Origin of the sequence: Bacillus cereus, from assembly GCF_002567495.1 — a bacterium.
Lineage (GTDB): Bacteria > Bacillota > Bacilli > Bacillales > Bacillaceae_G > Bacillus_A > Bacillus_A cereus_AQ.
Genome location: NZ_NVAP01000020.1, coordinates 13,695 through 36,552 on the forward strand (window position 1 = coordinate 13,695; position 22,858 = coordinate 36,552).

Sequence of the window (22,858 nt, forward strand, 5' to 3'; positions counted from 1 at the left end):
TTTAATTTATAAGAATGTATAATAATTTTAATAAATTCTATTTCTTATTTTAAATATAAATCATATTCTGATATGATATATACATACCTAAAATATTAACAAACGATAGTTATGGAGGTGTCCTTTCATGACACAAGATTTATTGTTCATTACAAAACCTACTGTAACGACAAAAGAGGCAGCCGACTTATTAGGAGTAACGGTACAAACAATTTTAAAAAAAGAAAAAGATGGATTAATAGAATGTGTATATAAAGATAACTGGAAGCAATTCGGTAGTAAGATTTTCTATTTAGAGGATATTGAACGTTTAAAAAATAAAAATGAAGTTAAAGGCCTTAGCACGAAAGAAGTAGCTGAAATTCTTAATGTTGCACCATCTACTATCTTTACATACATCAAATCTGGAAAATTACCCGCAACAATGGTAGAAAAACGAGGAAAACAAGTATATATTATCGATGAGGAAGAACTAGAGATTTTTATGCTTGATTATGAAAAAACTAAAACAAAAGAGCGAAAAACATTTATTACTAAGATTCAAGATGAAGATATATATTTATATCAATTATTAAAACATCTACATACCGGAAAAACAGCTAGGGTAATAGAAATCAATGGAGCAGATGGAAAGGTTCTTACAGCGGATGAAGAAATTTTCCCTCTATCCACTTATAAGGAACATGATTACTCCTTTGAACCTTTCAATAAGAAAGCGGTAATTACAAAACGAGGGTATTTATCTTTTTCATTTAAAAAACCTCAACTATTTAATTCTATTACTTATAATCTAATAAATTTATTTTATAAAGAGCTAGGTGTCACAAATATGCGATTAAGTAATTCATCAGATACTATCAAATTAGAAATTAAACCTTTTGTATTACAAGTAAACCCATTGCAGTTTCAAGAAGAAATTAAATACTTACATTCTCATATGAAATCGGGCACGATACTTCCACATGTAGAAGGAATTTACTTTAAAAGTAATGTAGAGCCATTAACTTTTCATGTCGATCATCAATTCAAGCAAAAAGTAGTTCAGATGGCAGCCGGTGCTGGTATGGGACAGGAAGAATTCTTATTGCAAGCTGTAAAATCTTATATAAGAAATTTAGAAAAACATTAAATTTGTTATAAATGAGAAGAAGCGTAGAAATTAAATCTTTCTACGCTTCTTAAATTGTTCAATTTAATCCTTCTATTCTGTGCGAGCTTCATGGCCCGCGACGTTCTTGTTTCCTCATTTTGGTTCTTATTATCCAAATTGCCCACGCATTTTTATTCCCAATGGGTGAACCTGTCTTCTTTTCTGTGTACACTTTTTCTGTCCAATTGGTATCTGTTTTTCTATAATTTTATGGTATTAACACTTACATCATATTTTTCAGCTACATCCTTATACTTCATACCTTGCATTTTATCTTCTTGAGCTAATTCGTGTCTCTGTTTTAATTCATATCACCCACAACCTTCTATATAAATAAGAAGAAACTCGTTATAAGTGCTCTTTATAGTAAGTACCTTTGCAAATCTTTTTATATAAATTCACAACAATACAGAAAATTAAAACACTTTAGATTAAAGTGGACATTTTGAACGCAAAGTATATATTTATATTCCGTAAATAGACAATTCATATAAAATAAGAATGGATTGATAATTAGCTGGATTCTTCTTTATTAATTTTTACTTACTAGTCCATTTAGAGATAATTGGGTAGTGAAACTCTTTTCCTTGTAATACATAAATAATCCCTTTAAAAGGCCCAAAAATTAATAAAATAAATATGATTATATATAATGGTGCTATCCACAATATCATTGACAAACTACTCTCATTCATATCGAAATGGAACATAGAAAACATTAATATCCTTATTACAAAAGCATTCCAGATCAATACAATAATCCAAGTGAATAGCTGATAAACACCTGTTTCAATAGCTATTATACGAAGTTCTTTAGATTTGAATATAAAATAAAAAATGAATGGTACAAAAAAAATTGTAATGCCCAAAAAAGTAAGAATCATGAAAGATAATAAAGTAATAGAATGCATCATTAATTTTAGTTTTTTTTCTTGAGATAAGTTCAATTAAACGCCTCCTAGATATAGATTCGCTTTTCTTAAAGCTAAGGATATTATTTTTCACATAGCAATTGTGGATATAGCTTGTTTATAAATTAATTGTTGTTTTCCATTAACAATCATTAGAACAGTAAAACGATCTGATCCAGCAATTTGTCCTGGTATTCTAACTCCACTTTTTAAGAATAGAGTAATGTTCTTTTTTTCTTTTTTTAGTTGTTCATAGTTTTCTTCTTGTAAATCCCTCATTTTACCCACCCCCTTTTATTGTTAATATATATCTTACCACATTAGAATTGAAAAACTGCCTTGGTAGATATTTCGCAAGAAGTCTATCCAAAACAAACAATACTTTATCCATTTAGCGGATTAATTCAACATAAGATTAAATGTATACTAGTTTTTATTCTGTTGTGTTTTTTATTAATTAATACGATACGTGAAATTCGAAATATTAGCTTAATTGGCATGGGGGCACCATATCAAAAAAGAAAATTGTACATTTAGACAACATTGGGACGCAAATTAATTTTTTACCTGTACGTTAGGTTCAAAATTAATTATTAAAACCAAGTTTTTAGTAGTGTATATAGCCTATAATTAAAAAAGAATCCCCTTCAATTAGCCCTTTTAAAGGAGATTTTTTTCAAATTATTTTTTCTTTACTCGTTACTTATTTTCACCAATTTTTCTCCTTGTTCTAAAAGTGAGTCATAGTCATTGTTTTCTTTAATTTCTTTAATTTTATTTTCAATTGTAGACGTATTATTTATATTAAAGTACGTATTTAATACTTCATAGGGTGTCTTTCCTTGTTTGGTTGCACTATCTTCAATAGCTTCTTTCCATGGAATATTTGCTCTGTCCATACTTAATTCAAGAGCTGAACCAGTCTCATATCTCATATTCCGCTCTAAAAACCTTGGAGATTCTGCCTGTCCATTAGCAATAAAATTGAACGCCTCCATAAAAGTAACATGATATGGCCTCTCTTTCTTTGCAAGTACCATAAGATTCCCACCAGTTAAATTACTATAACGATACTCTAAGTATCGTGCTGAACCCTCTATTGCTTCGGTTTTTGTTTCTCCAATTAATTGTGGCCACTTTTTATAGCGATAGTTACGTACAATTGTCCAATCATATAATGCCTGATTAATACTTTCTGGATTCTTATCAATCATTGCTTTATCTAATAGCTTAAATTCTAATCCCATTAGCGCGTAATTTTCTTTATTTATCGGATATTCGTGAATAGACTCTCCACCATTTGAATCATATGTCCAATCTTTTTGTTTATAAGCATGAAAAGCCTCATGTAATAAGAAAGACGAAAAATCAAAATATAAATCTGGATTAGCAAACATTTTAGAATAATATTTAAAATAAAATACATCCATATCATTAATATTTATTGTCCCAAAGTTCCAAGGCATCCAGGTAGAAACAGTTCTAAAATCAAAACGAGTTAAGCGATAGACTTTAGGTAGATGCAATGAATTTGGGATTTTTATTTCTTTTGCAAAAATACTATTTTCAAATCCTGTTACATTAACTGCATAAGCTTCTTGTCTAAAGAATCCCCCATCTTTATTACTATGTATCAGAATTAATGGCTTTTTTTCGAAATGATAATCTTCATTCCAAAGTTTATTATTCGATTCTTCGAAACTCTTATAAATAGTAGCTAATTCTTTTAACATGTTTTGATCTGTTTCATTTAAAAACTTAAACTCTGTATGATATGTTTTATTTAAAATTATGCTTCCCAACATAATCCCTATAAATATCACCAATAAGATTAGTATTACTTTTAAAATTTTTTTCATCATACACTCCTTTTATATAATGATAATCCTTATTTTGAATAAGTTTTAAAAATTTTCGTTTTATTAATACTCTTTTGGTGCAGACCCAATTTTATTGTCATGGGATAGTGCCAGCGTTTCTACAACTAGGGATAAAGTAGTACCCTATGTAGGAAAGATGCTACTTTATCTCTTCACATTCATTCATTATTTAATATATTTTTTGGCTCATCCCCTCGCAAAGGAGGAATAAGAGATTTTGCCGAGGTACATGAGATTTATTGTCTGGAGGAAGTAATTTGGATACATATACCTCTCCCATTACAAAACATTTTCATTTCAATGTTTCCAGTCATTTTCATAACCTTAACAATAAAGATTTTTCTATGGAATACGCTTCAAATGTGTGTATAATATAGGCTAATTTTCATTTTGGGATACTTTTGAATCCTTAAATTGGTGGGTATGCAGCTATCCATCATAAAAAAAGAACATTGGACATTTATTCACAAGCTACTTCCTGAACATTGTTCCTCATTGGCCAACTTGTTTATGCTTTTTTAAATTTGCAACTGAACCAAAAATTTCCTCATATTACTTATTGTCCATTATTAGCTGGAGCCTCTCCTGTATTCCCATCATTACTTGGTGGCGCTGTATTTCCCTGATCACTACCATTGTTTGATGGCGTTGTATTTCCTCGATCACTACCATTGTTTGATGACGTTGTATTTCTCTCGGTCACTACCATTGTTTGGTGGCGTTGTATTTCTCTGGTCACTACCATTGTTTGGTGACGTTGTATTTCCTCGATCACTACCATTGTTTGGTGACGTTGTATTTCCCTGGTCAAAACCACTTTTTGGCTCACTTTGCTTTTTCTCTTCTGGTTTCTTTTGTTTTTCTTTTTGCTTATTTTCACTCGGCTGTTCAGTTGTATTTGCTATTTTCGTATTTAGAGACGAATCACGCTTCTCACCTTTAATACGTAATTCGCTACCTTCTTGAACCACACTGTTCGGCATTTTAAATTGCGATTTATCTGTAGCAAACTTACTCATCATTTCTTTAAAAATCAATTGAGATATTTTCGTATTTTTACTACTAATATAATCATCTTTACTATCCTTTGTATATCCGGTCCATACAGCCATCGTATATTGTGGTGTATAACCAGCAAACCAACTATCACGAGTTGCACTTTCTGGTAGATTGTATTGTGCTATTTGTTCTAAAGAATAGTTTGTTGTCCCTGTTTTACCCGCTACATCTAAAGAACCTACATTAGCTGCTGTACCCAATCCAGATGAAACAAAAGTACGAAGCATATCAGTAATCATATAAGCTGTAGAATCCTTCATAACTCGTTTTGGCTTTTGCTCAAAGCTTTTTGATTTACCTTCTGGATAAACTATTTTCTTAACAAAATGTGGTTTCGTATACTTACCATCATTACCAAATGCCGCATAAGCGCCTGCAATTTCAGTTGGTGACGCTTCATTTGTACCAATCGCTGTTGATTCGGTCGGTGCTACATTAAATGTAATACCTAGCTTTTCAGAGAAAGCTTTTGATTTATTAATTCCTACTTCTTTTGCAGTTTTAATAGCCGGGATATTTCGGGAAGTTTTCAATGCATCACGCATTGTAATTGGTCCTAAATGCTTTCTATCTGCATTTCTAACTTCTTGTCCTGTTGAATACTTATATGGAGAGTCATCAATTTGATGGTAAGTAGCCCATTTTAAATATTCAATTGCAGGAGCGTAATCAAAAATTGGTTTCATCGTTGAACCTGCTGAGCGATTTAATTCAATCGCTATATTATGTCCTTTAAATACAGCTTTATTTTCACCACGTCCGCTACCAATTGCGCGAACTTCTCCAGTTTTCGTATCCATAAATGTGAAAGCCCCTTGGAATTTCTCATTTGGATAATTAATAATATGTTCATTTAAAAGCTTGTCCGCAAAATTCTGTGCCTTTGTGTCTAATGTTGTATAAATTTCTAAACCGTCAGAACCAATATTAGCATCTGGCAAATCTTTTTCAACTTCTTTCACAACCGCATCCATAAACGCAGGATATGGCATTTCTTGTTTTTCAGTTGCTTTCTTAAGTCCATCTGTTACTGGGATATTTGATGCGTCTTCCATTTCCTTTTTTGTAATATAACCATGTCGATTCATTAATTGAAGTACAACATTTCTTCTTTCTGTTGCCTTTTGAATATTTTGTTCTTTCGTTGGATCATAGTTATTAGGCGCCTTCATTAAACCGGCAAGCATCGCAACTTCTGATAGTGTTAAATCTTTCAATTCCTTACCATAGTAATTTTGTACTGCTGTTGCGATTCCATATGAACGGTTGCCTAAGTAAATTTTATTTAAGTACATTTCTAAAATTTCATGTTTTGAATACTGTTGTTCTAGCTTATAAGCTAAATATATTTCCTGCGCCTTTCTCTTTGACGTTTTTTCCATCGATAAGAAGTAGTTTTTAATAACTTGCTGCGTAATCGTACTTCCACCTTGAGAGCCGTAATCCCCTTTTAGGCTGACTAAAACTGCACGTGCAGTACCTTTAAAGTCTACGCCACTGTGCTCGTAAAAACGTGCATCTTCTGTCGCTAAAAACGCATTTTCTACTAATTTAGAAATTTGACCATACATAATATTCGTTCGTTTTTCTTTCCCATATTCATATATCAATTTCCCATCTTTATCATAAATTTTTGAGGATAACGGATTAACAAGTTTTGCTTTTTCAAGTTTTGGCGCATCCTTGATCATAACGAAAAAAGTAGCACCCCCTGTGACTAACCCTACAATACCAAGTAATAAACAACTAATTAAAAACTTACGAAAAAATGATGTTTTGCCTTTTGGTTTTTGTTTTTTAACAGCTGGCTGTTTTTTCTTTTTAACTTGTCGTCGCTCCTCTCGAGAGCGATAATTTTCTGACATGCTACTTTCTCCTGCCTTTCAATTCTCTTGTTGATTTACTTAAATTTATTGAATTCACCTTCAGAATTATATTTATATTTTTAAAGTGTGCTAACCGGAAACATTAAGTTTTCCCCTAATGTATAGATTATAAAAACATAGATTGACTCTCAATCTAACTATTTCCTCTCTATTTTTTATACTAGTGCTGCCCTTAGAGTAAGAATATTGTTTGCTGTTCCTCATCTCTTTGTTACCCATCCTAAAACTTGGATATTACATTATTTAATAACCAGTATGAATAGAATGTAAAAAAAGATTCTTTTCATGTAAAAAAGAATCGACTTCTATTTTTATCCTAGCTTGAGAGCATCTTAGGATTACATTTAATAGACAATTTAAATAATAAATTTGTTCCACTTTAAAATGAGGAAAAAAATTTGAGCTTGTATAGTAACGGAGCAGAAACGTTAATAGAGATGCATCAATAAAAAGTGGAATTCCATAGAAAATCCACTCTTAGCTTGATATACATGTAAAACCAACAGCATTTTGGAACATTACTATGCTAAGCAAAAAACCTCACTTTTCATCTTTTTTCAGATAAGAAGTGAGATTTTTTTGTTGAATTTATTTTTATAAACTTGATGGAAGGAAGTTTCTACCCATTTAGACGTAATTGTTTACTTTTCTGTAATACTTACAAAATCGACGGCTTTGCTGCCCCCAGCGCCTAAAGCCGTTTTTACTTTATCTATTTCTTTATTTAATTCTGGTTCTTTCCCTTGATTGAGTAAATTAAGATTCCCAAGAGATTTATTAAAAGATAGAAATTGTCTTGTTTTTTCTTTCCCATTTATTTCTTTAAATAATGTATCATCTACAATTAATAGGATTACATTGGATCCACCACGATATGGTGCTAACCATACATCACCTTCGTATTGAGTTCTCATTTTTTTCCCATCATATGTTATTTCTTTTAAGTCCTTATATTCTTTATTTGCAAATAAGATAGTTTCACCTTTTTTTGATTTTGGTAATGAATCCACAGGATCTGAAGATATGTCCCCCTGATTATTATCTCTTTCAAGTATTAGCCCCTTTTTGACCATTTTTTCAGCAGTTGTTCTACTAATAAATAGTAAATTACTAGGAGTATCCGCCCCAGCATCCCCAAACCGTGTCGGGAGCTTTATTTTGAGCTTGTTATTATCTATGCTCCCCTCTTTTATTTTGAACTGGTCTTGTGATATGGTTATATCTTTGTATAGGTCTGTTATAGAATTTCTTGTTTGTTCATTTAACTGCTCCACCTCTATTGAAAGCCCATTTGCTGGAGAGTCTTTTGTACCAAATAATGAACATGCTCCTAACATGGTAATCGAAATGCCAGCTACTATTAATAATCCAAGTCTCTTTTTCAATCTATATTCTCCTTCTTTTAATTATATTTGAATTAAAAAATCGTCTTATACATTTTTTTCAAGTACTGAGAACGAACAAAGTAAAAGTATATAATTTGCAAAACTAAGAAACAAATTAATACCATAACTGAACTACCCAAGACTGAAAAATCGGCTAACTCTTGCAAGGCCGTAAAAGCTACTGCACTATGTGTAATTGCTATTACAATGGGTAAAAAGAATAGTAATGCAAGTTGACGTGACACAATTTTCTTTAATTCCGGTTTACTTAAACCAACTTTTGCTATCATTTTATATTGCTGCTGATTTCGTTCTAAGTCTGTGTATAATCGGAAATATAAAAAACTTGCAGCAAATGTAAAGAAAACAATACCTATTAATACACTCATGATAGATGCAAGTCCAAAACCTTGCTTCATAGCTATCCATGTAAAAATTAAAGCCGAAAATTGATAAGATTCGTTGTATACCCTAGGATCATTTATATCTTTATTCCCTTTCTGTAAGGAAGCCAAGATTTTTTCAGCAACTTTTTTTGTTTTCTCCCAATCCTTCACAATAAAACCATTAATAGTAGATTCACCATGATGATTCTCTGGATCCACTATCATTTGTTTATATACAGCGTCTGGTACAATAATTGTCGTGACGGTTGTATCTTGTAGTTCTTTCGGAGTTAGTATTTTATCTACATGCATATCTATTTTTATATTTTCATGCAACAATTGAAAGTTATTTTGATTCGATTTCGTATTTGCGAATTTTCTTGCAGGTATGACAAAACTATCATTTTCTTCTTTTAAGCTTTCTTTTTCAAAACCAAATGCCTCAGCTAATTTATTATAATCACTTAGTTTTATAACGCTTAATAATATATTACTGTTATAAAGGGTATCTGGAATTTGTTTTATGGAATAAGCTACTTGTTTGGATTTAAACCCACCATTATTGAGTTCGCTTTCTATTCTTTTTAGATGCTCTTTTTCTAAAGGATTATTATTAAAAGACTGATAAGAAAATGCGAAGGGACTATTTGATTCAGCCATGGATGAGTTACCTAATCCCATACAAGTTCCCACTGCAGTGAAGGAAACAGCAGATATAATAGTGACCATAAAAAACATTTTTGCATTATCTTTTAATTGATACACTAAATCTGAGATGGTAAGTATGTTTGTTTTCTTAAAGAAAATATTTTCCCTTTTCTTTAATACACGTAACACATACACACTGAGCTGTGTAAATAAGAAGTACGTGCCAAGTACAACAAAGCTCACCCCTGTCGCCATCATGAATAATACATATTTCACATCCTTATAATGAATTGCGTTAACACTATGGAAAACAGCTGTATATCCTAATCCAATACAAATTAGTGCGAACAAAGATAGCCACAGGGATGCTTTTGGTTCAGGCTTTGGCTTTTCTTCTGCTTTTATCAATTCTACTAAATGCTCTACATTTACTAGTCGCGAAGTGAAAAGTGAAATAAATAAAAACAGTAATAAGAATGCTCCAAATGTTATCCCAATTGCTTTAAATGGCATGTAAAATGGGAGTCCTTTATCAATCATTAGCAGATTGTTGCTCATAATTAAGATAAACTTAGAAAACGCCATTCCAATTGTAATTCCTGTTAAAATAGAAGCGATTCCAATTATTATATTTTCAATAAATACTAATTTATTCAACTGTGAACGTGACATCCCATGTAGCATTAGAATTCCAAAATCTTTTTTTCTTGTTTTAAAAAATGCACTTACAGAATATAGGATAAAGAAGAATGAGAAGAAAAATATTAACCCCTGCGATATCTGTAATCCTGACTTTGCAAATGTATTGATTGTTACACTGGCAGCAAGATCGCCTTGTAAATTAGGATGAAATGCAAGTAATGCATAAGTAAAGAAAATCATAATAGCAAACGTACTACTTAAAAAATGAGCCAAATATGTTCGTTTACTTCGAAGGACGTTATTAAATGCGAACTGTCGAAAAGTCATTTGCATTTCCTCCTAATAATGCTAGAACCTCTAGAATTTTTTGATAGAATACTTTGCGATTATCGCCACAATAAATCTCATTGTATAACTGTCCATCTTTGATAAACACAATCCGATCACAATAACTTGCAGCCATTGCATCATGTGTCACTAACATCATCGTTGTGCTATTATCTTTATTAAGCCTTGTCAATAATCCCATCACATCACAAGCAGATTTTGAGTCCAGATTTCCTGTAGGCTCATCCGCAAGTAATAATTTCGGATTATGAATAGTAGCTCGTGCGATTGCTGTTCTTTGTGCCTGCCCACCAGAAATTTCATACGTACGTTTATCTAGTATTTCTGTTATCCCTAGTTTTTTAGCAATAGCTTCCACTTTCCCTTCCATTTCTCTAGGGCTTACACCATCAAGTGTAAGTGGAAGAACAATATTTTCTTTCACTGTCAATGTATTAAGGAGATTAAATGATTGAAAAACAAACCCTAATTCACGTCTTCGAAATAAAGACAACTGATCTGGAGATAACAGATATGGATTTTCTCCATGAATTAATACTTCTCCTGATGTTGGAGCATCTATAGTAGACACCATATTTAATAGCGTTGTTTTACCACTCCCAGATGGTCCCATAATTCCTACAAATTCACCTTTGTTTATTTTTAAATCAATATGGGATAATGCTGTATAAGAAATTTTCCCAGGATAAACCTTCCCTAAATCTGAAACATGTAGTATCTCCACAAGTATTTCACCTTCCATTTCTCTTTTCGATACATGAAGTGTAACCTGTATATAGTATGTCTCCTATCGATTTTCCTAACATTTATCTAACAAGTTTGTAAGATTCAAAAGAAAAACCGATGAAAAGTATACCTTTCATCGGTTAACGAGATGCATACGGGAATATGATTCTAACTTTTGTTCCCTTACCTACCTCAGATTCTAGCTCAATCTTATGATTTAATTTTTCACATACTTCTTTAACAAGGTATAATCCCATTCCCGTAGATTCTTTAAATTTCCTACCATTTTCTCCAGTATAAAATGGATTGAAAACACGTGGTAAATCAGCAGTAGGAATACCAACCCCATAATCTTTTACTTCCAAAATAATCGCCCGTCCTTTTGAACACGCCGATAATATCACTTTTTCTTTCTTACTTGATGAATATTTAATTGCATTTGACAGTACTTGATTGAGTATAAATCGAAACCATTTCTTATCTGTTTCTACAATAAGATTCGGATCTACTTTTACCACTGGATACACATAACTACGTATAAATAGACGTTTATTTTCATGAATAGCAGAATCAATCATTTCCAATAACTGCAATCTGTCCACATGAAAATCCTGTTCAAATGTTTCTAAACGAGCAACATATAAGACCATTTCTAATCCTTTTTTGATTCTTTCCGTTTCTTCATTAATACTGTCAAATCGAGAGTCATCTGCATCTTGTGTAATTAACTCAATAACAGAAAGAGGTGTTTTCATTTGATGAACCCATTGATTCATAAAAGTCATTTGTTCTTGTTGTTTTCGTTCCCATTTTTTTAATTGGTTTTGATAATATTGATATTGCGTTTGTAGTAATGTTTCTAAGGCCATTGATAACGGAGTCAAATCACTATCTTTTATTGATTCATTTAACGTTTCTATTGGTGTGGATAGACGCTTGTAGAATGAACGATGACTATAATAACGATATATTAAATAGCCCATTAATAAAAAAACACCCAAAAATACAGAATATAATGCTGTCAAAATATGTGGATAACCATCAAACCAATATATAAAAAGAATGATAAGTAATTGGGCAAATGTATAACAAATGAGAGGAATATGTTCTTGTAAAAATAATTTCATTATTCCTTTCCTTCCTCCTCCCAAGTAGCATGCAATCGATAACCAGCACCACGAACTGTTTCCAGTGCGTTTTCAATACCTAAATCCTGCAATTTCCTTCTAATTCTACCTATATTTACACTCAATGTATTCTCGTCTATGTATGAACTATCCCATAGTTGTTCTAAAATCACTTCACGTTTTACAAGGAGCGGAGACTTTGTTATCAATATTTCCAATAAAGTTGTTTCTTTTCTAGTAAGTAAAATTGTCTTATTATCTAGTTGAAGTTCCATTCTTTCTGGAAACAGGTGTAGTCCTGATTGCTCAACTATTCGTTCTTTTACTTTGGGAGCATATTCACCGTATGCTCTTCTGAGTTGACTACGGATTTTAGACATTACAACTTCATAATAAAAAGGTTTCGTAATGTAGTCATCACCACCATTTTCTAAAGCCATAACTTGATCCATTTCTCCACTCCTTGCAGATAGAAATACAATTGGACATGTAGAAATAGCTCGTATTTGGCGACACCAATAGTAACCGTCAAAATTAGGTAAATTTACATCTAATAGCACTAAATCTGGTTTTATCTCTTGAAATATTTCTAAGATATTTTCAAAATCCTCTATAATAACACTTTGGTATCCATATTTTTTTATATGAGTTCCCAGTAATTCAGCGATTTTCATATCATCTTCTACAATCATGATTGTATTCATATCGTAATCTCCTTTAATTTAGGTGTAATTTTTAAAGTTCGTTTAGTGTTTTATATTTTATTTATTTAAAAAAGATGATATCTTATATCCCCCCTAAAATGCAATAAGTATCCATTAAAGTGTATATTTATTGTTTCTAAATTAATAAACGTAATAGAGATGGTATCCATCTTTTTTTCTTTACTTAAAATAATATGTTGATTCTCCAATTGGATGAGTAGGATATAATTGAAAAAGCACCCTGTTTACAGGGTGCTTCATTAAATATAGCCACTGACAACTGATTAAGCCAAGAAGATCAAAATGAATCGGAACAAATACATATTAACCTTGGTATATTTTTAACATTCTAAATGTGCATAGCCAACCATAATTAGTAATTGAGTATGCACATTTAATTTTTTTCCTATCTTTTTTATGTATACATTTTTGTACATATACGTTTTAAATAGTGATGTCTAATAATAAGAAAGTAAATCATTTGCATACAAATAAAGCTTACTAATACAACAATTGAGCTTTTAATAACGGATATTTCCTTGCTTACTGTTTGTCCTAATTGATGAAACGTTAGAAAAGCAAAACTGCTGTGGGCCATAGCCACTACAATCGGTAAGAAAAATAGTAACATCATCTGTCTTGTCACGATTTGCTTTAACTCTTTTTGGCTTAAACCTAATTTTGAAATCATCTGATATTGCTCTTGATCACGTTCTAAATCAGTAAATAGACGGAAATATAAAAAACTAAGCGTAAATACGAAAAATACAATCCCCACCATTACACTTGAAATAGAAAGTAATCCGTTTTGTTGTTTCAATTCAATCCATTTTAAATACAAGGATGAAAAGGTGTAATAATCCTCTTGACTCGTACCAATGAACTTTGTAAGCTTTGTAGAAATCGCACTTGTTTCAGACCAATTTTTAACGATAAATCCGTAAATCGTGTAATCTCTGAGTGGGCCTTCTTGTTGAACATTTAACATCTTATTGTAAACAGCATCAGAGACAATATAAGGGTTTTCAAGTTTGTTCGTTAATTCTGGGATAAGAACTACTTTTTGAACAGAAAGTGATACTTCTAGTTCACCATTTAATAATTCAAAAGGATTTAGATTCTCTACCGTTTTTTGATTTTTATTTGATATTATAATGATACTTTCATTTTCATTTGTTAATTTCTCTATGTCATGTCCTAATTTTTCAGCGTATTCATTATACGTAGAAAGATTAATTAACGGTACTCCATTTACCCTTTTAAATTCTGTTGTTACAAGCTTATAAGAAAATCCAGATTCTTTTAATTGTTTTTTTATCTCTTCAATATGGGATTTTTCTAGAGTATTCCCTTTATCCGATAGATAGGTAAATGCATATGGGGTCTCATGTTTCGCCAATTCAGGGTTTGCGATAGCCGTACAAACTCCGATTGCTGTAAAAGAAGCTGCAGAAATAATTGTAACGATAAAGAACGTTCTTGCGTTATCTTTCATGCGATACTTTAATTCTGAAATAACAAGGAGATTGGTTCTTTTAAAGAATGTAGTTTCTCTATTTTTTAAAGCGGATAACACATATACACACAATTGAGTAAAGAAAAAATAGGTCCCACATACAATAAATACGACTCCCACTCCTACGAGTAGGAATAATTGATTTAAACGCATGTAATCTACCGCGGCGATACTGTGGTGAACGCAGAAGTAACCCGCTCCAAATAAAATAATGACCAACAAGGAGATCCAAACAGACACTATTGGCTCAGGTTTTGGTTTTTCCTCTGATTTTATGAGTTCTACAAGCTCATTCATTTTCACCATTTTTGATGTGAATAATGAAATAAGTAGAAATAAAACCAAAAAGGACATTGCTGTTACTACCATTGCCCTGAATGGAAAATAAAATGCTAACCTTTGCTCTACTCCTAATAAAGACCCACTAACTAGTAAAAACAATTTAGAAAAAACCATCCCAAGTCCGATACCTACTACTATAGAAGGGATGCCAATCAACATATTTTCGAAAAAAATTAATAAATGAAGCTGTTGATAAGACATTCCATGTAACATTAATAATCCAAACTCTTTTTTTCTATTTTTTAAAAATGCACTAACAGAATAGAAAATAAATAAGAATGAAAAGACAAAGATTAAGTAATAAGATAATTGAAATCCTATTCTCCCAAATGTACTCATGATGGCACTTACATGAGTCAGTTCGCCTTGTAGGTTCGGATGATAGATAAGTAGTCCATAAGTGAAAAAAATCAATACCGCAAATGTACTACTAAAAAAATGACCAAGATATATTCGTTGATTCCGTAAAACATTATTGAATGCGAGCTGTCGAAAAGTCATGTTTATTCCCCCTAACATAGAAAGACTATCCATAATATATTTATAAAATAATGGGCGATCACCATTGTAGCAAACTTCATTGTATAACTGTCCATTTTTAATAAAAATTAATGCGGTCATAGTAGCTTGCCGCAACTGAATCATGCGTAACTAACATCATTGTCGCCTTTTCTTCTTTATTTAATAGTGTTAATATCTCCATTACGTCTTGAGAGGCTTTGGAATCTAAGTTTCCTTTCTGCTCATCCGCAAGAACCAATTTAGGAGAGTGAATGAGTGCAAGGGCAATCGCTGTTTGCTGCGCTTACCCTCCTAATATTTCATATGTTCATTTATTTAAGATTTCGTTGATTCCTAATTTTTTCGAAATAGATATTCTACTCGCTCATTTATTCTCTTCACATTCATGCCATCTAATATGAGTGGAAGAGCCATATTCTCTTTTACTGTTAATGTATGCAGCTGATTAAAGGATTGAAAGACGAATCCTAATTCCTGTTTGCGAAATAAGGACAAATCATTGGGTGAGAGTTGATTCGGATTTTTATTATGAATGGATACACTGCCTGATGTTGGCGAGTCAATAGTAGAAGCCATATTCAATAACGTCCCGAAGGGCCCATAATTCCAACAAATTCCCTCTCTGTAATTGTTAAATTAATATTTGAAAGTGCTATATGTGAAACCTTTCCTGTGTATTCTTTACTAAGTCTTTTACTTTTACTATTCTCATATGAGAAATCCCCTCCAAAATTAAACATTAAGTATGAGAGTTGATTGATGATGCCCTTATCCCCTGTACATGCACTATACATAGAAAAAGCGAAGTCTTCAAACCGACTCCGCCTTTTCTATGTATCATGAATTATAGACAGTACTAGTAGCCTCTTCATAATATTTCCTCATACATTCATGTCTCTGTTTATTTCTTAAAAAATTTGCAACAGAACCAAATTTTCGTTATTTTCTTGCGGAAATAGGTTGAGACCAACTATCTTCATCATTTTCATTTAAATGTACTTCAAAAACATATATAGGTTGAGAGAAACCTTTTGTATCAGTGTAGTAATCTATATTATATTTTGTAATGAATAATGTATCACCTGCTTTGAAAGATCCTATAGGATCAAATTCTCCTTGTTTCAGTTTTTGAAATGCTTCCTTTGGAGAAAGAATTTCGACATCTCGAACATGTGATTTTTTTGTAACATAATCTTTGTAAACAGGCATTTTTTTCCCTTCGTCTTGTAACTCAATTGATGTTTTTATAGTAATATGAGACATATCAGTTTTTGTAATGGGATCAATAGGCATATTTCCAAATTCCTTCATTTGATACGAAATCATTATTCCGATTGCGACAAAACTTACTGTAATGGGAAGGTATAAATATTTAATTATTTTTGTATCTGTTTCATTTTTTTTCAAAAATATAAGAACTATATTTAGCACAGAATATCCTAGCATCATGCCTAAAGTATTATGAAGTAAATCGGCTAGTTCCATACTTCCACGTTGCAGTGTAAATTCAAGAATTTCAATTAATAAACTTGCTATAATTGAGATAATTAACATCCATTTTATTTTTCGAAAAATCTTACTAAATAAGGGGAATAAAATTCCTAACGGAAACAGCATACCTATATTTAAAATAATATGGAAAAAAGAAGAAAACGAAAAGTTATTCCATGCTTTTTTATAAACACTAAGTACATCGAAATCAAACGTTCTTGCAAAAACCATATCATCTGAACGACCAAATGAAGTAGCTGATAATGCTAAGGAATAGTATCCTGTTATTAATACAAACAATATAATTTGTTGTACAGTAATTTTTGTTTCTCCTTTACATATCTTTTTGTATACTACAAAATAGCTAAAAACAAATACAAGTAATAACAAGAATGTGAGTAGTATCGTAGGAATCGCATAACTAGCGATTAGATCGAAAATAAAGTTCATTTTACACCTCTGTTTTTATGAATAAAATATTTAATAGTTTTTATATACTATTCTAGATAGATTGTTACTCTTATTAAAAATTAACATAGGATTTTATACTGGTATCCTGACTCTATTGATTGCATATGTCCTTTCCTTTTAGAGTTATCTTTTTTAGGAATGTAATTTTGTACATATGCGTTTTATATAGTGATTTCTAATAATAAGGAAGTAAATAATTTGCATGCAAATTACTCTTACTAATATAACAATTATGCTTTGAATAACGGAGATTTTCCGATTTGTTTTTTGCCCTAATTGATGCAAAGTTAGAAATGCAAAACCGCTGTGAATCATAGTAACTACAATCTGTAAAAATGGAATCATCATTTGTCTAGTCATTATTGATGGTCTAGTTTTGTATTTCCTCATTTAAACTGTAATACTTGGTCGAATATTTTAAGAACTAAAATAACTTGATATCCCAACACAGGTTTTTTTCGTGAATGTATCTGTTATTCATTGTAGTAGTGAGATTGTTTTTCTCATATTGAATTACCTTACATCTTTCTTACACGCTCGTAATGTTTCAGAAAATACAGTTTATATATCTCATAGTAACGACTCTTTTTGGGAGATATAGCAAAGAGAGGTTTTTTATATGTATATCACTATACCGAACTAGATTTCGGTATTTTTTTGCGTTTTCTTTACCAAACACGTATAAAAATCAATATCATGAACGTAAACTACTGGGCAGAAATTTACTTTTGTTTTTATTTAAACATCAAGTTCTTCCTCATATTAAATGTGTTCCTAAAATTGGATGTTCAATTTAGATACAATAAATCCCGTTTGACATCTATTTTTATGTATTACAAAAATATGAAAGGACTTTTTATTTTGAAAAGGAAAAGGATGCAAAAGAAGGATGAGTATTTAAGAGGTACAAGCTTAACACTTTTACAGGTAACGCATTGCAAGTGAGATTAAAGAAGGAGTAACTCAAACAATAGCTTATCAATCATATAAACATTTTACATGTGCTTTAAACTATAAGATTTTAGCTGCAGAAGTATTGTTACCCCATATTCTCTTTACTTACACCAGTATGAAAAACCTAGGAAAAAACCATATATTCTTGAAAGAGGTTGAAAATTTATGTTCATATTAAGCAAGTTCTTTAACATTACACATTACAAAAAGATTGTACCTGTCGTATTACTCTCATGTGTAACACTAATAGGCTGTTCCAATAGTAATACTCCATCTGAATCACCTAAAAAAATCCAATTAAACAAGAAAATACTGGTGATGATTCTTTTGCTAAACTTGAAAAAGAATATGATGCCAAGCTTGGTATTTATGCACTGGATACTGGTACGAATCAAACTGTTTCTTATCGATCAGATGATCGCTTTGCATTTGCCTCTACATCTAAATCATTAGCAGCGGGCGCTCTTTTACGCCAGAACTCAATAGAAGCTCTTGATGAAAGGATTACGTATACGCGTGAAGACCTTTCTAATTATAATCCAATTACTGAAAAGCATGTGGGTACGGGAATGACATTAAAAGAACTTGCAGGTGATACTGTTACTAATTCCGAGCGATTTGAACCTGAATTAAATGAAGTAAATCCAAGAGAAACGCATGATACGAGTACACCAAAAGCAATCGCTAAGACACTTCAGTCTTTTACATTAGGAACTGTACTACCATCTGAGAAACGCGAACTATTAGTAGATTGGATGAAGAGAAACACGACTGGGGATAAATTAATTCGTGCGGGCGTACCTTTTGATGTATATTGATAATCCTAAAGAAATGAATAATTCTTATCATAAAGGGTAGTTAATCTTAATTTGTTTTTGCAAAAGTTTTGATAACGTATTTAAGCGTTATATAATAAGAAAATTATGAATTCAAATTTTCTATTTTTGGTACGTTTAATTTATAGAAAATAGATAATAACATAATTTTCTCAATAAGTAATATTCTTATTTCAATACAAAATTCTTACAATTGATGCTATACCTGTATTTAGGGGAGCGTTTTAGTTAATTAGGGAGAAAAATTGTAAAATTGATATGGGAGGAACAAAAAATGTCATTGAAAAAGAAATTAGGTGTTGGAGTGGTTTCAGCTGCTCTTGGTTTATCTTTAATTGGCGGGGGAACATATGCATATTTTAGCGATCAAGTTGTATCAAATAATAAATTCGCTGCAGGTACATTGGATTTAGCTATGCAACCAACTACTTCACTTAACTTAGAAAATTTAAAACCTGGGGACAAAATATTAAAGAAATTCAATTTAAAAAATAGTGGTACATTAGACATTAAAGATATCATGATGAAAATAGACTATACTGTAAACGACTTAAAACAAAATAATACTACAGAAGATTTCGGTAAACATATTAAAGTACAATTTCTTTTGGATTGGGATCCTGCAAAAAACCCTGCATACGAGACAACCCTTGCAGAACTAAAATCACAAAGTTCAGAGATTGCCTCCAAAAAAGTATTTTATTCTAAGTGGAATGAAACAGGGGGATTAAAACCTGGGAAAATGGATTGGTTTTGGATAAAGTTTATATTTGATGACAACGGAACAGATCAAAACGTTTTCCAAGGGGATAGTATAGCGCTAAAAATGGAGTTCCAAGCCAATCAAACAGAGGGAAAAGAAAGATAATATTACAAAAATATTGTTGTAAAAATGTAAAACTGAGCTTGTAATTTTTTATAATTTGTAAAATTGACCATCAAATATCCATATAAAAAACCAGTGATATCAGTACATGTGTATAATATCACTGTTTTTTTTGAGTTTAACATTTTGTATGTTTTGTAAAACTACTTTTCTTTCGGAAGTACAATTCTTTTATACAATTGAACTGTAATCAAGTAGTAAATCAAGTAAATCACTACGAAAATGACAAGTGGCAACCAAATTCGGAAATACGGATCAATCAAAAGCGGACCGAACATGTTCATACCAACTAATATATGAGCAATACCCACAATTGCCGGTACTACGAATATGAAGAATAACTCTTTATAAATCGATTGTGTTAATAACCCCCGGCGGACACCAATTTTACGAAGCATTTGATAACGTGTGCTGTCTTTCGATGCGCCAGATAGAATTTTAAACATTAGGCAACTTGCCATCATTGCTAAGAACGCAATTCCAACGAAGAAGCCCATAAACATAAATCCACTGGCCATACCATGACTCAGATTATACATTTGATACGTACTACCTAATTCCTCTGCTTTCACATTTTTATATTTCGCTACTTGTAATTCATCAAGTTTTTTCCATTCTTTTAAATGTGCCCCAAAATCATCTGTTTTCCCAATAAACACAGTATTTTCTTTATCCCTCATACTATCGTATATGCTTTGGTCTATAATTTTTATTTCATGATTAGGATACATATAAGTTGGCTGGATTGTGAAGAAAGCTTCTTTCCATTGTTTTGTTTTCGTATCATCGTTATACAGTTTATACAGTTGTTTTGGCAATGTAAATGCATCCTTAGGAAATTCTTCTGAAACTTTCATCATCTTCCTATTTTCACTATCTTGTGCTAAAGGACGATTTTTCTCTACATCTTCTTTTATATAATACACATACTGATCATCTACTTTGTAGCGATATTCAAACTTCTCTTGAAATAAGATGCCACTCAAAATTTTCTTTTCTTCCGCTGTTGGATTATGAACGACTGAATCGTAAACTTTTTCTTTATCAGTCGTCTTTAGAACGTTATTTTTAAATGCCATACCACACGCAATTCCACCAGCGCCAAGAGCCACTAGGATTGCTACCGTGGCAAGCACCCGTGTTAGGCTATTAATTCGGAAATTCAATTGTGCAAAAGTAAAAGCATTCAACCCTTTTTCACGACGTTTTTTATTACTCTTTATCTTGTTAAGCATAACTGGGAGAAGTGATCCAAATAACATGTAAGTACCGACTGTTGCTGTGATTAATCCAATACCCATGAATTTAGGTACGGTTAATAGCTCTTTTTCCTGTAAATGTGCTATATGGATTAGTGATGCATACCCAATACCTAGCAAAATCAGACCAAGAAATGCAACTACACCTGTCATTTTTCCTTTTACAGCGATACGCTCTGTTTTTGCATCTGCATGTACAAGTTGTAATACAGAAATACGAGATAATTTCATACTATTCATGATTGCTGATACTATAAATAGTGCAAAGAAAAAGAAACAAGTAACAGTCATAGATGGAATATAAAATGCTTTATAATTTTCACCAGAGAATTCCAACTGCTTCATTAATAACTGACCAATACCTTCTGCAAGCCCTACACCAAATGCGATTCCGATTGCAAGAGATGCGACACCTATTACGACTGTTTCGGTAAACATAAGTAAGGTAACTTTATGCTTTTTTGCCCCTAACATCATGTACATACCAAATTCTTTTTGGCGAAGAGATAATAAGAAAGAATTTGCATATAAAATATAGAAAAACGTTACAATCGCTAATAAAAAGGAACCGATTTGGAATGCAATTGCAACCGTATCAGCATATGGATTGGATTCAAGGAACGCTTTATTTAGTGATAACGTTTGAAACATATAAAAAGTAGAAATAGATACGATAAGACCAACAAGTAAGACAATATAGTCTTGTAACTTACTTTTTAGTCCTGACATGGAAAGTTTAAATAACATACTTGAGCCTTCTTTCTTACGCTTTTTGTGTGCCTAAGTCTGCAAGCACGTCTAAAATTTCTTTATAGAACTCTTCACGTGAACCACCACGGTGAATTTCTTTATATAGCTCACCATCTTGAATGAATAAAATACGCTGACAGTAACTTGCACTGTACGGATCATGCGTAACCATCATGATAGATACACCTTGCGCTTTATTTAAGTTTGTCATCGCATCCAGTAAACTTGTTGCATTTTTAGAATCAAGAGCTCCTGTTGGCTCGTCCCCTAAAATAATTGCTGGTTCATGAACTAACGCGCGCGCTGCTGCAGAACGTTGCTTCTGTCCACCAGATACTTCAGATGGATACTTTTTAAGTATTGCTGAAATGTCTAACATATCAGCTACTTTTTCTACTTTTGGTCCAATATTTCGTGATGAAACACCTTGAAGGGAAAGTGGAAGAGCGATGTTTTCGTAAATAGATAAGTTCTCCAATAAGTTAAAGTCTTGGAAAATGAATCCTAACTTTTGTGAACGGAAATCAGAAAGCTCACCTTGTTTCATTTTCGTAATATCTGTTCCTGCAATTTCAACAACGCCGCCCGTTGCTGTATCTAGCGTTGAAATTACATTTAATAATGTCGTTTTACCAGAACCAGATGGTCCCATAATTCCGACAAACTCACCCTCTTGAATTGAGAATGATACACCTTTTAACGCGTGTGATTGGTTCTCACCTTTTTTACCGTACACTTTTTGGATGTTTTTCACGTCTACAACTGGTTTCGTCATATATATCCTCCTACGTTTTTTCATTTCTTTAAAATAAGTTGCTATTCTTATTTGCTACTAACAAAATAGTCATGTTACATCTACTTTTTTCATGAGGTTGTCACGATATATCCACTTGAAAGCTGTTAAGAAAATTTTCTCTTTAATTTCTCCTCTCTCCTCATCGCTTTGAATACGTACATGATAAACTATGAAAATTAGGAA

The 22,858-nt window shown here is 31.8% G+C and carries 14 protein-coding genes and 5 pseudogenes; 3 read left to right on the plus strand and 16 right to left on the minus strand.

The genetic code is table 11. The annotated features are described in order from the left end of the window. Nucleotides 1-127: 127 nt before the first annotated feature. Complete coding sequence (locus COK05_RS09230; RefSeq protein WP_098612338.1) at nucleotides 128-1,129, plus strand: helix-turn-helix domain-containing protein; 1,002 nt, start codon at nucleotides 128-130, stop codon at nucleotides 1,127-1,129. Between the two features lie 90 nt (nucleotides 1,130-1,219). Here the strand turns inward: COK05_RS09230 and COK05_RS32145 are convergent. The 14 genes and pseudogenes from COK05_RS32145 to COK05_RS31690 form a co-directional block, all read right to left on the minus strand. Beyond that, nucleotides 1,220-1,419, minus strand: a pseudogene (locus COK05_RS32145) (hypothetical protein); the annotation flags it as partial. A gap of 270 nt (nucleotides 1,420-1,689) precedes the next feature. Further along, complete coding sequence (locus tag COK05_RS09235) at nucleotides 1,690-2,097, minus strand: hypothetical protein (RefSeq protein WP_098612339.1); 408 nt, start codon at nucleotides 2,095-2,097, stop codon at nucleotides 1,690-1,692. A gap of 54 nt (nucleotides 2,098-2,151) precedes the next feature. Continuing rightward, complete coding sequence (gene hfq / locus COK05_RS09240) at nucleotides 2,152-2,340, minus strand: RNA chaperone Hfq (protein WP_098612340.1); 189 nt, start codon at nucleotides 2,338-2,340, stop codon at nucleotides 2,152-2,154. A 413-nt stretch (nucleotides 2,341-2,753) separates the two neighbouring features. Next, nucleotides 2,754-3,920: a hypothetical protein gene (locus tag COK05_RS09245; RefSeq protein WP_098612341.1), complete on the minus strand. Its 1,167-nt coding sequence runs from the start codon at nucleotides 3,918-3,920 to the stop codon at nucleotides 2,754-2,756. 577 nt (nucleotides 3,921-4,497) lie between these two features. Beyond that, nucleotides 4,498-6,865 (minus strand): annotated as a pseudogene (locus tag COK05_RS09250) (PBP1A family penicillin-binding protein). A 662-nt stretch (nucleotides 6,866-7,527) separates the two neighbouring features. Next, nucleotides 7,528-8,271 (minus strand): lipoprotein BA_5634 family protein, encoded by a 744-nt coding sequence (locus tag COK05_RS09255; protein ID WP_098612342.1) that lies wholly within the window; start codon nucleotides 8,269-8,271, stop codon nucleotides 7,528-7,530. 32 nt (nucleotides 8,272-8,303) lie between these two features. Further along, complete coding sequence (locus COK05_RS09260; RefSeq protein WP_098612343.1) at nucleotides 8,304-10,274, minus strand: FtsX-like permease family protein; 1,971 nt, start codon at nucleotides 10,272-10,274, stop codon at nucleotides 8,304-8,306. Beyond that, nucleotides 10,249-11,019, minus strand: a complete 771-nt coding sequence (locus tag COK05_RS09265; RefSeq protein ID WP_098612357.1) for an ABC transporter ATP-binding protein — start codon at nucleotides 11,017-11,019, stop codon at nucleotides 10,249-10,251. Before COK05_RS09265 ends, COK05_RS09260 begins: the two co-directional genes overlap by 26 nt. Before the next feature lie 142 nt (nucleotides 11,020-11,161). Further along, on the minus strand, nucleotides 11,162-12,148 hold the full coding sequence (locus COK05_RS09270) for a sensor histidine kinase (RefSeq protein WP_098612344.1): 987 nt from the start codon (nucleotides 12,146-12,148) through the stop codon (nucleotides 11,162-11,164). Then, nucleotides 12,148-12,852 carry a response regulator transcription factor gene (locus COK05_RS09275; RefSeq protein ID WP_098612345.1) on the minus strand — a complete coding sequence of 235 codons (705 nt, stop codon included), beginning with the start codon at nucleotides 12,850-12,852 and terminating at the stop codon, nucleotides 12,148-12,150. Before COK05_RS09275 ends, COK05_RS09270 begins: the two co-directional genes overlap by 1 nt. A 415-nt stretch (nucleotides 12,853-13,267) precedes the next feature. Beyond that, complete coding sequence (locus COK05_RS09280) at nucleotides 13,268-15,211, minus strand: FtsX-like permease family protein (RefSeq protein ID WP_098612346.1); 1,944 nt, start codon at nucleotides 15,209-15,211, stop codon at nucleotides 13,268-13,270. Further along, nucleotides 15,183-15,944, minus strand: a pseudogene (locus COK05_RS32045) (ABC transporter ATP-binding protein). Before COK05_RS32045 ends, COK05_RS09280 begins: the two are co-directional and overlap by 29 nt. Before the next feature lie 227 nt (nucleotides 15,945-16,171). Further along, nucleotides 16,172-17,173, minus strand: coding sequence for a VanZ family protein (locus COK05_RS09290; protein ID WP_098612347.1), 1,002 nt, complete (start codon nucleotides 17,171-17,173; stop codon nucleotides 16,172-16,174). A 153-nt stretch (nucleotides 17,174-17,326) separates the two neighbouring features. Further along, a pseudogene (locus COK05_RS31690) lies at nucleotides 17,327-17,557 on the minus strand (ABC transporter permease); the annotation flags it as partial. 756 nt (nucleotides 17,558-18,313) lie between these two features. Here COK05_RS31690 and COK05_RS09300 point away from each other — a divergent pair. After that, nucleotides 18,314-18,951 (plus strand): annotated as a pseudogene (locus tag COK05_RS09300) (serine hydrolase); the annotation flags it as partial. A 307-nt stretch (nucleotides 18,952-19,258) separates the two neighbouring features. Then, the gene (locus COK05_RS09305; RefSeq protein WP_098612348.1) at nucleotides 19,259-19,852 is read left to right on the plus strand and encodes a TasA family protein; all 594 of its coding nucleotides are present in this window, start codon (nucleotides 19,259-19,261) and stop codon (nucleotides 19,850-19,852) included. A 161-nt stretch (nucleotides 19,853-20,013) separates the two neighbouring features. Here the strand turns inward: COK05_RS09305 and COK05_RS09310 are convergent, their stop codons facing one another. Both COK05_RS09310 and COK05_RS09315 read right to left on the minus strand, forming a co-directional pair. Further along, nucleotides 20,014-21,876 carry an FtsX-like permease family protein gene (locus COK05_RS09310; protein WP_098612349.1) on the minus strand — a complete coding sequence of 621 codons (1,863 nt, stop codon included), beginning with the start codon at nucleotides 21,874-21,876 and terminating at the stop codon, nucleotides 20,014-20,016. Nucleotides 21,877-21,892: 16 nt separating this feature from the next. Beyond that, nucleotides 21,893-22,654, minus strand: coding sequence for an ABC transporter ATP-binding protein (locus COK05_RS09315; RefSeq protein WP_098612350.1), 762 nt, complete (start codon nucleotides 22,652-22,654; stop codon nucleotides 21,893-21,895). Between the last annotated feature and the right edge of the window lie 204 nt (nucleotides 22,655-22,858).